At 68.2% G+C, this 15,475-nt stretch carries 13 protein-coding genes; 11 read left to right on the forward strand and 2 right to left on the reverse strand.

Annotated elements, in window-relative coordinates; genetic code table 11:
• The first annotated feature begins 74 nt into the window (after positions 1-74).
• Positions 75-1,868 (forward strand): GH25 family lysozyme, encoded by a 1,794-nt coding sequence (locus LDO15_RS15300; protein ID WP_223979909.1) that lies wholly within the window; start codon positions 75-77, stop codon positions 1,866-1,868.
• Between the two features lie 139 nt (positions 1,869-2,007).
• Here the strand turns inward: LDO15_RS15300 and LDO15_RS15305 are convergent, their stop codons facing one another.
• On the reverse strand, positions 2,008-2,772 hold the full coding sequence (locus LDO15_RS15305; RefSeq protein ID WP_223979910.1) for a glycosyltransferase: 765 nt from the start codon (positions 2,770-2,772) through the stop codon (positions 2,008-2,010).
• A gap of 87 nt (positions 2,773-2,859) precedes the next feature.
• Between LDO15_RS15305 and LDO15_RS15310 the strand changes: the two genes are divergently transcribed.
• From LDO15_RS15310 to LDO15_RS15340, 7 genes are all read left to right on the forward strand, one after another.
• Positions 2,860-4,095, forward strand: a complete 1,236-nt coding sequence (locus tag LDO15_RS15310; protein WP_223979911.1) for a polysaccharide biosynthesis protein — start codon at positions 2,860-2,862, stop codon at positions 4,093-4,095.
• On the forward strand, positions 4,082-5,023 hold the full coding sequence (locus tag LDO15_RS15315) for a glycosyltransferase (protein WP_223979912.1): 942 nt from the start codon (positions 4,082-4,084) through the stop codon (positions 5,021-5,023). The genes LDO15_RS15310 and LDO15_RS15315 overlap by 14 nt, the downstream gene beginning before the upstream one ends.
• Before the next feature lie 77 nt (positions 5,024-5,100).
• On the forward strand, positions 5,101-5,850 hold the full coding sequence (locus LDO15_RS15320; RefSeq protein ID WP_223979913.1) for a glycosyltransferase family 2 protein: 750 nt from the start codon (positions 5,101-5,103) through the stop codon (positions 5,848-5,850).
• Between the two features lie 2 nt (positions 5,851-5,852).
• On the forward strand, positions 5,853-6,353 hold the full coding sequence (locus LDO15_RS15325; protein WP_223979914.1) for a DUF2304 domain-containing protein: 501 nt from the start codon (positions 5,853-5,855) through the stop codon (positions 6,351-6,353).
• Position 6,354: 1 nt separating this feature from the next.
• Entirely contained in the window at positions 6,355-7,242 is an 888-nt protein-coding gene (locus LDO15_RS15330) for a glycosyltransferase (RefSeq protein WP_223979915.1), read from the forward strand.
• Positions 7,243-7,266: 24 nt separating this feature from the next.
• Positions 7,267-8,361, forward strand: a complete 1,095-nt coding sequence (locus tag LDO15_RS15335) for an NAD-dependent epimerase/dehydratase family protein (protein WP_223979916.1) — start codon at positions 7,267-7,269, stop codon at positions 8,359-8,361.
• Between the two features lie 17 nt (positions 8,362-8,378).
• Positions 8,379-9,272 (forward strand): glycosyltransferase, encoded by an 894-nt coding sequence (locus tag LDO15_RS15340; RefSeq protein ID WP_223979918.1) that lies wholly within the window; start codon positions 8,379-8,381, stop codon positions 9,270-9,272.
• 62 nt (positions 9,273-9,334) lie between these two features.
• Here LDO15_RS15340 and LDO15_RS15345 read toward each other — a convergent pair whose 3' ends face one another.
• The gene (locus tag LDO15_RS15345; RefSeq protein WP_223979920.1) at positions 9,335-10,417 is read right to left on the reverse strand and encodes an acyltransferase; all 1,083 of its coding nucleotides are present in this window, start codon (positions 10,415-10,417) and stop codon (positions 9,335-9,337) included.
• 153 nt (positions 10,418-10,570) lie between these two features.
• Here LDO15_RS15345 and rfbA point away from each other — a divergent pair, with 153 nt between their 5' ends.
• The 3 genes from rfbA (at position 10,571) to LDO15_RS15360 (ending at position 15,450) form a co-directional block, all read left to right on the forward strand.
• Positions 10,571-11,440, forward strand: a complete 870-nt coding sequence (gene rfbA / locus LDO15_RS15350; protein ID WP_223979922.1) for a glucose-1-phosphate thymidylyltransferase RfbA — start codon at positions 10,571-10,573, stop codon at positions 11,438-11,440.
• 72 nt (positions 11,441-11,512) lie between these two features.
• Positions 11,513-13,561 (forward strand): DUF6541 family protein, encoded by a 2,049-nt coding sequence (locus LDO15_RS15355; RefSeq protein ID WP_223979923.1) that lies wholly within the window; start codon positions 11,513-11,515, stop codon positions 13,559-13,561.
• A 185-nt stretch (positions 13,562-13,746) separates the two neighbouring features.
• On the forward strand, positions 13,747-15,450 hold the full coding sequence (locus tag LDO15_RS15360) for an HNH endonuclease signature motif containing protein (protein WP_223987440.1): 1,704 nt from the start codon (positions 13,747-13,749) through the stop codon (positions 15,448-15,450).
• Positions 15,451-15,475 lie beyond the last annotated feature (25 nt).

The raw sequence follows: 15,475 nt of genomic DNA on the forward strand, positions 1-15,475 counted from the left end.
ACGCAGGTGGCAATTGGTTACTCTTTACGCACATACGGGGGTGATCTTGGCCTCTGTCCAGATCCTCCGGAGTAATGGTGAAGACTATCAAAATCCACAAACTACGGACCGCAGCGGCACTCTGCCTGCCTTTCGCACTGGCGCTGACCTGGGCTAATCCTGCTACCGCGGCTCCCGCGCCCAGCCCCTCCCCCACCGCCACCGCCCCCGCGCCCGCCGGTTCCGCGGCCGCCGTGACCGGCACACCGACCGCGACGGCGACGGCGACCAGCAGCCCCGTACCGGCACCCGCGCTCAAAGCGGCAACCTCGCCTGCCGCGCCGGCATCGACGGCTTCGGCTTCGGCCGCCGCCGGCACCGCGCAGGCCGCCGCCGCGCAGGCCGCGCCGGAACAGGGACAGGCCCGAATGGGCCGCGCCGGTCTGAACCCGGCGACGGCCTCCGCGGCCATAGCCAAGACGCAGCAGGTCCCCGTGACCCAGGCCACCGAGCCCTGGGTGGCGGAGCAGCCCTTCGACACCCGCGGGCAGCCCCTGGGCCTGGATGTCAGCTCGTGGCAGGGCAGTGTCAACTGGTCCTCCGTCAAGGCCAACGGCGCCCGCTTCGCCTACGTCAAGGCCACTGAGGGCACGAGCTACCGCAACAGCGAATTCGGCGCACAGTACACGGGTGCGAGTTCCGTCGGCCTGCTCCGCGGCGCCTACCACTTTGGCCGCCCGGATGTCTCCGGCGGCGCTGCGCAGGCCCAGTTCTTCGTCAACAACGGCGGCGGATGGTCCGCCGACGGCGTGACGATGCCGCCGGTCCTCGACATCGAGGACAACCCCTACGCCGGCCTCAACCGCTGCTATGGCGCCACGCCGGGGCAGCTGGCCACCTGGGTCAGGGACTTCACCCAGACCGTGTACCGCATGACCAACAAGCAGGCCATGATCTACACCAGCTACTACTTCTGGCGTGACTGCCTGGGCAACACCAGCGAATTCAGCCAGGTGAACCCGCTGTGGCTGGCCTCTTACTACACGAACGCACCTGCCGTTCCCGGCGGATGGCCCACCTACACCGTCTGGCAGTACGCCAACGCCTTCGCGGACGCTTCGCAGACGGTCCGGGCTACGTTCCCCGGCGACCAGAACGTCTTCAACGGCTCGCAGGACCAGCTGCGGAAACTCGCCTCGACACCGGACACGTACCCGATCGGCCTCATTCCGGGCGCCACCTTGCTCAGCGGCAAATGGGCCGGCGACGGCAAGTCCTACACCGGCTGGTTCAAGGACGGATTCTGGTGCCTGCAGATGCCCTCGGCGCCGCGGCGCTGCTTCGGTTACGGCAACCCGGGCGACAAGCCCGTCGTCGGGGACTGGAACGGCGACGGCCGTGCCGGGATCGGCATCTTCCGGAACGGCATGTGGTGGCTCGTGGATGACATCAACACCAGGGCCATCACGAAGGTGGTGGGCTTCGGCGTCGGATCCGACACCCCGATCGTTGGCGACTGGAGCGGCTCCGGCCGGGACGGGATCGGCATCTGGCGCAATTCAAGCTTCCAGGTCAGCTACAACGTCAACAATCCGGTGGTCAACGAATACACCGGATTCGGGATTCCCTCCGACACGCCGATCATCGGCGACTGGGACGGGGACGGAAAGACCAGCATCGGCGTCTGGCGCGCGGGCGAGTGGTGGCTCAGCAACCGCATCAAATCCCCGGTTGTGTCCAACTTCATCGCTTTCGGGGTCGGCACCGACCGCCCCGTCACCGGCGACTGGAACGGCGACAAACTGACAACCGTGGGCATTGTGCGCGGCAACAGCTGGCAGCTGACCAACAGCCTCGCCAAGCGGACGGTGGATATCTCCTACTTCTAGGAAATCACCCCTGGGAACACACCCTTCCAGGAACGCCGCGGCAAATGAAGGCCCGGGACCGCGAGGTCCCGGGCCTTCATTCGTCTATCGCCGGGCCGGCACCCTGTTCCATCGCCGGGCGCCCTGCTCTCCCGCCGTGCTAGGCCTGCCCGGACGCGGCCCGGAGCCGCCGGCGGGCCTCGACCATGAGGCGCAGGAGCACCACCCGTGCGGCCAGGATGACGCGCAGTGAACGCCAGCCGCGCGGGGTGGCATTGCCTTCATGGAGCCTGCGCAGGAGGGTCGAGGCGTCCAGGTGGCGGATCGAGCCGGCGGTGTTGCCGAGGATCGCAAGCCAGAGGTCGTGGGATTCGCGCAGGTAGGGCGGCACCGGGACGAAGCTGCCGAGGACCTCGCGGCGGAACGCCATGCCGCAGCCGTAGTACGCCCGGTAGCCCACCAGGATGCCCCAAAGGTTGGCCCGGTGCCGGCCGCTGTCGGCCGCCCGGAGCCGGGGAATCGGGGGGCGGTCACCGCCGCCGAGCACGTCAAAGTTGCTGGCCACGACGGCGTGCGTCGCCAGGGCGTCCAGCATCGCGTCCAGCCGGCCTTCGATCCAGACGTCGTCCTGGTCCGCCAGGAAGATTGCGGCGCCGCAGCTGGCCTGCACGGCCTGTTCGAAAGAACGGACGTATCCCTGGTTGGCAGCGGCCTCGATCAGGCGGATCCTCGGATCGGTGAGCTCCCGGATCCTCGCGATTGTGTCATCCGTGGAAGCATCGTCCACGATCACGATCTCGTCGTCCGGGCCCAGCTGGGCCAGGATCGAGGCGAGCTGCTCCGCCACGAATTCCGCGCCGTTGTACGTTGCCATGCAGATGCTGGCCCGGAGCGGAACGTCGGGCAACCGGTTCTGATCGTTCATCTGCACCATCCTAGGGGACCGCGGACGGCGGCCGGGCATCCCGTAGGATCGAGGGACGATGTCTAAGAAACAAGGATTCCGGCTCGAATGAGAACCGTACTGCTGCGACTTTCAGGGTTCACCATTCTGCCCCTGCTGTCCTTGATCACTCCGCTCCTGCTCCTCCCGGTCATCTCGGGCTTCGTCGGCGGCGAGGGAATCTCCAGCGTCATCTCGGGGCAGGCGATCGGCACCTTCGCCGCCACCGTGCTGATGTGGGGCTGGAACGTGGACGGGCCCGTCGCCATCGCCCGGGCCGCCAGCAGCTCCGACCGGGCCGGCGTCTACCTCCGCAGCATCCGGACCCGGCTGATCCTCCTTGTCGTGACCGTGCCCGCCGCCGCGGCCGTCGCCGCGATCGTGGCCGTTCCCGCGTTCCGCTGGGAAGCCGTGGCCATGACCTGCGCGGTCGCCCTCGCCGGCATGTCGCCGTCGTGGTTCTGCATCGGCCTGGGCCAACCCCGGCTGCTGGCCGTCTACGACACCGTCCCGCGCTTCATCGCCACCGCCCTGGCCGTCCCCGTGTTGCTGGTCAGCCACCAGCTCTGGTACTACACGGGCCTGCTCGCAGCCACCACCCTGGCCTCCCTCATCGTGTTCCACCGGACATACTCCCCCGGCGGAAACTGGTGGCCCCGCGATCTTCGCGGCGCCGTGCGCGAACTGGGCGCCCAGGGCCGCACGGCGGGCATCAGCCTCGCCGGCAATGCCTACGCCTCCACGCCTGCCCCGATCGCGACCGCCAGCACCGCCCCGGCGGCGTCGGGCAGCCTGGCGACGGCAGATACCCTGTACCGCTTCGGCCTGTTCACCGTGGTGGCCCTCGGCAACGCCTTCCAGGGCTGGACCCTTGAACGCGGAGCGTCCGACCGCAAGAGGCGCCACCTGGCAGCCATCTGGTCCCACATCGGGCTGGGCGTGATCGGCGCCGCCGTCCTGACGGTCGCCGGACCGTTTGTCAGCAGCCTCCTCTTCGCCGGGCAGGCCCAGGCCACCACCGAGTTGTGCCTCTACTACGGGATCGCCTTCCTCTTCCTGAGCGCGAGCACCCCGTTCATCCGCAACCTGCTCATTCCGGCCGGCCAGCAGGGGCTGGTGCTTCGCTGGACGCTGATTTCGGCCGCATTCGGGGTCGCAGCCATGATCTATGCCGGATTCATGGGGAACGCCCCGGGCATCGCGCTGGGCATGGCCCTCAGCGAAGCTATCCTGTTCCTGACCTTGCTGATCCCGGGGTCGAAACTGCTCGCCACAGAAAGCATGGAACCCGTTGCCGCCGAATGAGCCGTCGCCGAATCATCCGTCCCCCAGCGTCGTCGCCGTCGTTGCCGCCTACCGCCCCGACCCGTCCCTGGCCGACACCGTGCGGGCCCTCCAGCAGCAGGTGGGGCACGTCGTCGTCGTGGATGACGGATCACCCGCCGGGTCCGAAGCCGTCCTGGCGGCCCTCGCGGAGGCGGGCGCCCTGGTGGTCCGGCAGCAGCAGAATTCCGGGATCGCGGCCGCGCTGAACGCCGGCGTGGCGGCGGCGCGGGAACGCTGGAACCCGGACTTCTTCCTCACACTGGATCAGGATTCCCGTCCCGCCGGCGAGTACGTCCGGCGGGGCCTGGCGACCTACACGCAGGCCGGTGCCGCCGGTGTGGGGGTCGGCTTCGTGACGGCCGCGTCGTACAGCGGACACCCCATCCCCGTGCTGCACCATGACGGCCGGTTCGTTCACGCGTTCGATCCCATGCAGTCCGGTTTCCTCATCCCGCGCTCCACCGTGGACAGGGTCGGTCCTTTTGAAGAGGCCCTCTTCATCGACGGGGTGGACTCCGAATTCACGATGCGGACCCGCGCTGCGGGCCTCGCGGTCCTCGTGGGCGACGGCTGTGACATCGCCCACGACCTCGGACAACGCGAGCCCGGCAGGCTCTTCGGCCGGCCGCTGAAGGTCCTGGGCCGGGAAATTTCCTACAACTACCACTCCCCGAGCCGGGTGTACTACATCTGCCGGAACGGAACGCTGCTGACCCTGCGCTACCTGCGCAAATATCCGGGCTGGGTGCTGCGGCGCCTCGTGGAGGAACTGAAAGCGCACATCCTGCGCTTCACCTTCAGCCCCGGCCGCACCAAGCTCTTCCGCGCCGCAGCCGCAGGATTCACTGACGCGCTCAGGGGCTCCACCGGGCGCATTCCGGCGGAGCTGGAGCGGCGCCTGCGGTGACCCGGGCGGCGCCCAACGCCGCCCGGGCGGCCGCCGCCACCGAGGTACCTGCACGCAATTGATATAGTTTGGACGATATGGAAGCCCTACCCTCCCCGCGCGTCTTGGTGATCATGCCTGCCTGGAATGAAGGCGCCGTTGTCGGCAGCACCGTTCGGGAAGTCCTCCACGAGAATGCCCGCTACGACGTCCTGGTCGTCAACGACGGCTCCACGGACTCGACGGCGGAAGAGGCAGCAGCGGCCGGCGCGACCGTCCTGAACCTGCCCTTCAATCTTGGCGTCGGCGGCGCCATGCGGGCCGGCTTCAAGTACGCCCAGCGCCTCGGCTACGCCCAGGTCATTCAGGTGGACTCGGACGGCCAGCACGATCCCCGGAACATCGACGAAGTCCTCGCGGGCCTTCAGCACGCGGACATCTCGATCGGCGCCCGCTTCGCCGACCGGGGCGAATACAAGGTCACCGGCCCGCGGAAGTGGGCCATGCAGCTGCTGGCGAAGGTCATTTCCGGCCTTGCCAAGACCCGCCTGACGGATGTCACGAGCGGCTTCCGGGCCGCCAACGAGCGCGCCGTTGCCCAGTATCTCGACCACTACCCCGCCGAATACCTGGGCGACACGATCGACTCACTCGTCGTGGCCATCCGCTCGGGTTGCACGGTCACGCAGGTGCCCGTTGAGATGCGGGCACGCCAGGGCGGCAAGCCAAGCCACAATCCCGTCAAGGCCGCCATCTACCTCGGAAGGTCCGTGTTCGCCCTGCTCTTCGCCCTCACCCGGAAACCCACTCGACTGGCCGCCCGGGCCGCTGAACCCGCAGGAGCTTAGGGATGGGAAACATCGCCGCCTTCCTGCTGGCGCTCGCCATCGTTGCCCTGGTCGTCGAAATGCTCCGGCGCAAGAAGCTTCGGGAGAAGTACGCCGTCCTCTGGCTGGTGGTCGGCGTCGCCACCCTGGTACTCGCCGCCTTCCCCCGGCTGCTGAACATCGTCGCGGAATACGTCGGGGTCCAGATCCCCTCCAACCTGCTGTTCGCCATGAGCATCCTCATGCTGCTCGGCGTCTGCCTGCATTTGTCCTGGGAAATCTCGGTCGTGGAGGACGAAACCAGGACCCTCGCCGAGGAAGTGGCCATCCTGCGCACGCAGCTCGAGTCCCTGGAACAGCACCGCCACCTGTCCGTTCTTGACTCGGCCCGCCCGGCCCCGCTGCCCAATCCCCGCACTGCTTCCCAGCCGGGTCCTGTCCCTGCTCCCCGCCCGGAGGCGGCCGCGCCGGCTCCGGCCGGCGCGCACACCATCGACCGCCCCGCTGAAAGCACGGAATCCTAAGATGCCCCTCGATATTTTCATCCCTTACTGGGGCGACCCCGGCTACATGAAGGAAACCGTCCGCAGTGTCCTCGCCCAGGACAACAGCGACTGGCTCCTCACCGTGGTGGACGACGCCTACCCCGGCACGGAAATTGCCGAGTACATGGCCGGAATCCAGGACCACCGCGTCCGCTACGTGCGCAAGGACATCAACGCCGGCATCACGGAGAACTACCGCACGTGCGTCGGGATGGCCAGCCAGGAGATCATGGTCATCCTGGGCTGCGACGACGTCCTGCTGCCGAATTACGTGGACGTGATCCTGGCCGCCCACCGGCGTTTCCCTGACGCGGCGATCATCCAGCCGGGTGTTCAGGTCATCGATGAACAAAGCCAGGTCGTGGCCACGCTGGCGGACGCCGTCAAGCAGAAGATCGTCCGCCCCCGGGGCCGCGGCAAGCAGCTCATCGCAGGCGAGGCCATTGCCAGCAACCTCATGCACGGCGACTGGCTGTACTGGCCCTCGCTCGCCTTCCGGACCGACAAGATCCGCGAAGTGGATTTCCGGGACGGGTTCCCGATCATCCAGGACCTCGCCCTCATCATGGACATGATCTACAAGGGCGACCAGCTGCTGATCGAGCCCACGGTGTGCTTCCAGTACCGCCGCCACTCCAACAGCGCCTCCTCAACCAAACTCGTTGACGGCTCACGGTTCGCCGGCGAACGCGAATACTTCGCCCTCTCCGCGTCGCAGGCCGACGCGCTCGGCTGGCGCCGGGCAAAGCGCGCCGCCAGGCTCAGGCTCACGTCCCGGGCGCACGCGCTCTCCCTGCTTCCGCGGGCCGTTCTGGACCGCAACCAAACAGCCGTCAGCGCGCTCGTGCGCCATTCCTTCGGCAAGTAAACGCCCCGCTACGAAAGGTCCGTTGTGACTTCTTCCGAAACCTCCGCACGCCCCGGCGGAACCGTCCTTGTCACCGGCGGCGCCGGTTTCATTGGCTGTGCCATTTCCGCCTCCCTCGCCGATGCGTTCGACCGGGTGGTAGTGGTGGACAGCCTCCACCCGCAGATCCACGCCACGGGCGAGCGTCCCGCAGAGCTCGACGCGCGGGCGGAACTGATCGTGGCCGACGTCGCCGAAGCCCAGACCTGGGACACCGTCCTGGCACGGCACTCCCCCGACGTCGTCATCCACTTGGCCGCCGAGACCGGAACGGGCCAGTCGCTGGAAGAATCGACCCGGCACACCCACGTCAACGTGGTGGGCACGTCCCAGCTGCTGGACGGGCTCAACCGCCACGGCAAGCTTCCCCGCAGGATCGTCCTGTCCTCCAGCCGCGCCGTCTACGGCGAGGGCGCCTGGAGCGACGCCAACGGCAAGGCCTTCTACCCGGGCCAGCGCACCAGCACCACCCTGGACCAGTCCCAGTGGGACTTCCCCGGCGCCACCCCGCTGCCGATGAAGGCCTCCGAAACCTTCCCCGCCCCCGTGAGCGTCTACGGCGCCACCAAGCTGGCGCAGGAACACGTCCTGCAGGCCTGGGCGAAGTCCTACGGCGTCGAGACCGTCGTGCTGCGCCTGCAGAATGTCTACGGCCCCGGCCAGTCCCTGATCAACCCGTACACCGGCATCATGAGCCTGTTCTGCCGCATGGCGATGGGCGGCAAGTCCATCCCGCTGTACGAGGACGGCGAAGTGCGCCGCGACTTCATCCTGATCGACGACGTCGCCTCGGCGATTGTTGCCGGCGCCGTCTCCCCCACCGTCCAGGGCGAGCCCATGGACATTGGCTCCGGTGAATTCCAGACCATCGGCACCGCGGCGAAGCTCATCGCGCAGCATTACGACGCCCCCGAGCCGCACGTCACCGGCCAGTACCGGCAGGGCGACGTCCGGCACGCATGGGCGGACATCACGGCTGCGAAGGACGTGCTCGGGTGGACCCCGCAGTACAACCTCGCCCAGGGCATCGACCGGCTCGCCAACTGGATTGACGCCCAGCCCGACGTCCAGCCCGCCTGACGCCGACGGACGCTCCCGTGCCCCAGACTGCCGCCGTCGTCTCCCTGTTTAACCCCGACGACGGCGTGCTGGCGAACGCCGCCGCGCTGCTCGCCCAGGTCGACTCCGTAGTGGTGGTCGACGACGGCAGCCCCTCAGACCCCGCGCCGATCCTGGCCGAGCTGCACGCCATGGGCTGCAAGGTGGTGCGGCTTAGCGAGAACTCCGGCATCGCCGCCGCGCTCAACGCCGGAATCACCGCGGCCCTGGCGGCCGGGACAAAGCCGGATTACATCCTCACCATGGACCAGGACTCGCTGCTGGACGCCGGCTACGTCGACGCCCTGCTCGCCGCCGCGGCCGCTGCCCGGGAAGCAGGCGTCCCCGTCGGCATGGTCGCCCCGGCGTCGGTCCGGGGACTGCCGGTGCGCCGCGGCCCGGTCCTGAACGGCATCCAGCTCGGCGGGGAACCGATCCAGTCCGGACTCCTGGTGCCCGTGCCGGTCCTCGAACGGCTCGGCCTGTTCCAGGGCACCCTGTTCATCGACGGTGTGGACAGCGAGTTCTACCTCCGGTGCGAGGGCGCGGGGCTCCGCACCATACTGGCGCCGAACGCCGCGCTCAACCACGCCCTCGGCAGCCCGGCAGCAGCCAACATCTTTGGCCGCGACGTGACCGTTGCGGGCCGGCCGCTGAATGTCCGGACGGCCGCCGACTGGCGCTACTACTACCTCTTCCGGAACCGGATCCTGCTCGCCCGCCAGTACGGCCGGCGCTTTCCGGCATGGACACTCAAAGGCCTGCTGGCCGACTACCGCCACCTGGCCATCGTCACGCTTCTGGCCCCCGGCCGCGGCATCAGGCTGGCGAACGCCTTCCGCGGCGTGGCGGACGGCGTCCGCGGCGTCTCGGGACGGCGCACCCGAGGTTAGGTCCTGCTCAGCCGGCGTTCTTGGCCCGCGTTGTGGAGTCAGCGCTTTTCAGCCGGCGCTGTTCAGCCCGCGTTCTTGGCCCGCCGCATGACGGGACGTTCAATGAAGAACCAGCTGGCCGCTGCCAGCGGGATCGTGCACAGCGTGGCCGCCACGGTGAACCACCACACGCCCCAGTGGTAGGCCCCGAACACGGCCAGCAGCTGCTGGACTGGGAACGCGTAGATGTACGCGCCGTAGGAGATGTCGTGGCGGCCCACAACGGCCGGCTGGGGCAGCCACGTGGAGATCCAAAGCAGCCCGTAGGCAATGAACGGTGCGGCGAGCTGGCCGCCGAAGCCGTCCACGAAGAAGATCGACAGGGCAGCGAGCACGATCGCGGCGGGCCCGGCCACCTTGTGAATGCCGATCTTGTGGCTCAGCACCTGCACCACGGCGCCGCCGAGGAAGTACGGGATCAGACGTGCCGCGAGTTCAAAGTCCAGGTTCGACTGGAGGTAGGGCTTGAGGACCCCGACATTGGCCCACAGGACCACGCTCGCGATAAACGCGGCGATCACGGGCCACGGGGTCTTCCGGACCAGGGGGATGAAACCCATCATGGCGACCAGGAGGTAGCACATGAACTCGAAGTAGAGCGTCCACAGTGAGCCGTTCCATGCGCCCGGATAAGGAACGCCGGCCGGGGTGCCGGCAATGTCGTAGCTGACAATCCGGAGGGACAGATTCGCGAAGATGGAATTCAAGGGTGTCGTGGCCGTCTGCAGGAAGCCGTGCAGCGAACCGTGCTGGATCACGTAGGCAACCGGGGCGAAGACGAAGGCCATGACCACCAGGCAGACGATGAACGCCGGGAAGATGCGGGCGACACGATGAACCAGGTACCTGCCGATCCCGCTGCTCAACCGGCTGGCCGTAATCAGGTAACCGCTGATGCCAAAGAATCCGGCCACGGCCCAGCCGCCCAGGTTTTCGCCGCGGAAGCCCCAGCCGTTGCCGTCACCGACGATGTGCCAGCTATGCGCGAGCAGGACTGAAAACGCCAGAATCAGCCTGATGAGGTTCAAGCTGTTCTTCCGCGGGTCCAGCCGGTTGCCCATTGCCGGGGCCGGCCTCACGTTGGGTGTCAGTACAGCTGCGCTCAATCCGGGTATCCTTCGTAACGTAGTCCAGACCCGTAATTCTACCTTGCACGGGGGCCCCGCTCCCCGGGCGCGGGCGCCCGGGGGCACGTTCGCGCGCACCCGCGCCGTCGCCGAGTTTGCTGTGACGGGCACAGGTACGGGAGGATTGGGCCCATGCGTGGAATAATTCTGGCCGGCGGTACCGGCTCCCGGCTTCACCCGATCACCCTCGGAATCAGCAAGCAGCTGGTCCCGGTCTACGACAAGCCGATGATCTACTACCCCTTGTCCACGCTGATCCTTGCGGGCATCCGGGACATCCTCATCATCACCACGCCCCACGACGCAGAGCAGTTCCAGCGGCTCCTGGGCGACGGGTCCAAGTTCGGCGTCAACCTCACCTACGTCCAGCAGCCCTCGCCGGACGGCCTGGCCCAGGCGTTCGTGCTGGGCGCCGAGCACATCGGCAACGAGACCGTGGCGCTGGTCCTCGGTGACAACATCTTCTACGGCCAGGGCATGGGCACGCAGCTGCGCCGGCACGCCGATATCGACGGCGGAGCCGTGTTCGGATACTGGGTCCGGGATCCCAAGGCCTATGGCGTCGTGGAATTCGACGACGCCGGCAAGGCGCTCTCGCTGGAGGAAAAGCCCGCCAAGCCGCGCAGCCACTACGCCGTGCCCGGCCTGTACTTCTATGACAATGACGTCATCGACATCGCCAAGAACCTCAGGCCCTCCCCGCGAGGCGAACTGGAAATCACCGACGTCAACCGGACCTACCTGGAGCGCGGCAAGCTGCAGGTGGAAATTCTTCCGCGCGGAACGGCGTGGCTGGACACGGGAACCTTCGATGATCTCAGCGACGCCTCGAACTTCATCCGCACGGTCGAAAACCGCCAGGGCCTGAAAATCGGCGCCCCGGAAGAGATCTCCTGGCGGCTGGGCTTCCTGTCCGACGACGAACTTCGCGAACGCGCGGAACCCCTGGTCAAGAGCGGCTACGGAGCCTATCTGCTGGGACTGCTGGACCAGACCATCTGACGTGCCCGCCTGTCCTGACGTTCCCGCCGGCGGGCCGCTGCCCGGCGCCCGCATCACTCCCGGCCTGAAGCGTTGACCTGGCTCCAGACGCTGCCGTACGTGCTGGCGGCGGTGGTCTTTCTCCTGCTGCCCGGCGGCCTGGTGACGGTGAGCCTGGGCCTGAGGGGTCTGTCCGCAGCCGCCCTGGCCGGTCCGGTCACGATTTCCATTGCGGCGGTCCTGGCGGTCCTGCTGCCGTTTGCGTCCATCCCGTGGTCGGGCCTGCCCGTCCTGGCCGGCGGCATCCTGTTCTCTGCCCTGGTCGTCGGGATCCGGTTCCTCGGGCTCAGGCGCGTCAGCGCGGACAGCAGCCTGCGTCAGGTCTTCCTCCCCGCACGCCGCACCGGGGCGTCCTCGCTTGAGGCACGCCGGACAGGTGCCTGGGTTGCGGCGGCCTTCCTGGCGGGGGCGGCGCTGATCCTGGTCGAACTTGCCCTGGTTTTCGGGTCTCCGGAGAGTTTCTCGCAAACCTTTGACAACGTCTTCCATCTCAACGGCGTGCGGTACGTCCTGGACACGGGCAACGCGTCCTCGTTGTGGATGTCCAAGATGACCAGCGGCGATGCGGCCCCCTATTTTTATCCCGCCGCCTGGCATGGTTTGGCCGCGGCTGTCGTCCAGATGACGGGCCTGCCCGTTACGGTGGCCGTGAACGTCCTGAACATGGCGGTGGCGGCCGTGGTCTGGCCGCTGGGCTGCATGATGCTGACGCGGACAGTGGCGGGCAACCGGCCTGTGGCCGTCGGGGCGGCCGCGATCCTGGCCGCAATGTTCGCGCCGTTCCCGATCCTCCTGCTGGATTTCGGGGTCCTCTATCCGAATTTCCTGGCCATCAGCATGCTGCCGGCTGTCCTGGCCAGCATTGCCCTCTTGTTCCGGGTGGGCCGCAGCCTGCAGTGGCCGCCCGCCCCGAGGTTTTCACTGCCGCTGCTGATCCTTCCGGGACTCGCCCTGGCCCACCCGAACGGTTTCATGTCGCTACTGGCCCTCTCGGTTCCGATCATCCTGCAGGCCTACGCCCGCCTTGCCGGCACCCGCGAGAACCGGTCCCGGCACCGGACCGCCTGGATTTTTTCCAGTGTGGGCCTCGGCGTCGGGGCCCTGTCCCTGTACCTGCTGTGGACCACCATCCGGCCGCCGGAAGATGCCGCGTTCTGGGAACCCGTGCAGACGCCCCGGGGCGCTGTGTGGGACGTTCTGGCGAATGCCGCCATCGACCGCCCCGCTGCGATCGGCGCCAGCGTGCTGATGCTGATCGGGCTCTTCGTGTGCTGGCGCCGCGGCGGCAGGACGTGGATGATCGCCGGCTTTGTCATCATCGGCGTGCTGTACGTCGTCGTCTCCGGCACGCTGAAGGGAGACGTGCGGAGCGCACTGACCGGGATCTGGTATAACGACAGCAACAGGATCGCGGCGCTCCTGCCGATGACCGCCTTGCCGTTCGCCGCCGTCGGCGTCGATTCCGTTGCCGTCTGGCTCCGCCGCCGGCTTGACCGGCCGGCCGCGGTGCGACCGGCAGCGACGGCTGGCCGCCTCGGGGACAAAGCCAGAGCCGGTCGCGGCAACAAAGTGGTCTACCCGGTCATCTGCTGTGTCCTCGCCCTGGCGGTCGCCGCCTCCCAGGTCCCCTCGATGCGGGCCGCGATGGGCTCCGCCCGGAAGAACTACCTCGAGACCAACCATTCGCTGCTTATCTCAACGGACGAACAGAAGATCATCGACCGGCTGGACGAAATCGTTCCTCAGGATGCCGCGATCGCGGTGAACCCGTGGACGGGCGGGGCGCTGGCCTACGCCCTGGCGCACCGCGAGACCACGGCCAAACACATCCTCACGGCAAACACGGCCGACGTCGAAACCCTCAACCGGGGCCTCCGCAACGCCGACAGCGATCCGGCCGTCTGCGCCGCGTTGAAAGCTACGGGTGTCCGCTACGTCCTGGACTTCGGTTCCAATGAAGTCCATTTCGGCGATCATCCTTTCCCCGGACTTGAGGACCTCAACAATTCTCTGGCCGTCAGGCTCGTGCTGGCAGAGGGCGGTGCCCGGCTGTACGAAGTGACGGCCTGCCGGGGGACCTAGCGCGGTGGATCTAGCACGGGGCCATACCTGGCATCCGCCTCATCGTTCCTGTCGAAGCACCCGTCATCAATAAAGTCAGTGCCTCCTGAGATGCTTTAAGTGTGGAGAGCAGAACGGCTTGGAGCGTTGAAAGCAGGGCGGCGGTGGCGGCCGCTGCCGCGTCCTTTGCTGCGCTGGCCGCTTTGATGGGCGCCGACGGGGACGGCGAAAAGCACGCTGATTCGGCCTGCGCTGATGGCCTGCTGGACGCGCATCCTTTGCCTTGTGCCGATCCTTTGCGGCAGCTGGCGGACGGGTGTCTGGACGGGTTGGCCGAGGTGGCGCGGTTGGAGGCCAGGATGGCGGCGTTGAAGGTGCACCTGGCCGCGGACCATGTCCGCGCGGCGGGGTTGCTGGCGGGCCCGGCGGGATCACCCCAGGAGGCCACGGCCCGGGAGATGGCGCTGGTCGCGGAGGTCGCGTGTGTGCTGACCGTGAGCGAACGGACCGCCGGGGCGCTGCTGTCCGATGCCCTGGCGTTGACGTCGTCGCTGCCACTGACCCTGGCCGCGCTGGGCGCCGGGACGATCTCCTGGGCCCACGCCCGGATCATCATTGACGAAACCCAGAACCTGGACCGGGCCGGGGCGGCCGGGCTGGAGGAGCACTTCCTGGACCCCGACGCCCCGGACGCCGGCGCCCCGAGCCCGGCCCGGGGCTGCCGGGCCGGGGAGCTCACGGCGTCCCGGTTCCGGGCCAAGGCCCGGGCCTGGCGGGAACGCCACCACCCGGCCAGCATCGAAGCCCGCCACGTGAAGGGCTCCGGGGACCGACGCGTCGAGTTCGTTCCGGACCGGGACGGCATGGCATGGCTGAGCGCTTATTTCCCCGCCGACACCGCCGCGGGGATCTGGGACCGGGCCACCACGGCCGCCCGCGCCCTCCAGGGCCCGGACGAGGCCCGCACCCTGGCCCAGCTCCGCGCCGACATCACCGCCACCTGGCTCCTCACCACCACCACCAGTCCCGGCGGGAACACCGGCACCGGGACCACCGGCGACGGCTTGGCCGGGGCGGGCGCCAACACCGGCGGGTGCGGGGGTGTGCCGTCGCCGCGGGCGCAGGTCCTGGTCACCGTCCCGGTGCTGTCGCTGCTGGGCGTCACCGGGGAACCGGCCGTCCTGGACGGGTACGGGCCGATCCCGCCGTCGATGGCCCGGCGGCTCGTCGCCGAGGGCGCCGGGTCCTTCTACCGGGTCCTGGTTGACCCGCGGGACGGTGCCCCGCTGGAAATCGGCCGGAGCAGCTACCGGGTCACCAAGGCCCAGCGGCACTGGCTCCGGCTCCGCGACAGCCACTGCTCGTTCCCGGGCTGTAACAACCATTCCCTGGACAACGACGCGGACCACCTGCTGGCGTGGGCCGACGGCGGCACCACCGGCATCGCCAACCTGGGCCAGCCCTGCCCCAAACACCACCGCCTCAAACACTCCTCGGCCTGGCAACCCGTCGGGGCCAGCAAAACCAGCCCGCCCGGCTGGATCTCACCGGCACGGCGACACTATCCGAGCGAACGCCCCGGCTGGGAACCACCCCAATGGCCGGACGACTTCCTGACTGCGGATCCCTTCCTGGACCAAGGTTTCAACCTGCCCCCGGATATCGGTGGGGACCCGCCCGCGGAGCCGGACCTGGCCCTGTTGCCCGAACACGTCCTGTCAATGGATCCCGGTGCGGAACCCGATCCCGTCCTGCCCCCGGATCCCTTCCCGGAATGGCACCACTTCACCGCGCTGCCATTTACCCTGCAGCGATTCACCCTGCACCAATTCACTCACGGCTATACCGACGCTCCGGACTGGCCGGCGCCCCTCGACGACCCCATCCCGCAAGAACTCCTGGTTCTGTAGGTCCCACTGCAAAAAGACGCACGGT

The sequence above is a fragment of the Arthrobacter sp. NicSoilB8 genome (assembly GCF_019977355.1).
GTDB lineage: Bacteria > Actinomycetota > Actinomycetes > Actinomycetales > Micrococcaceae > Arthrobacter.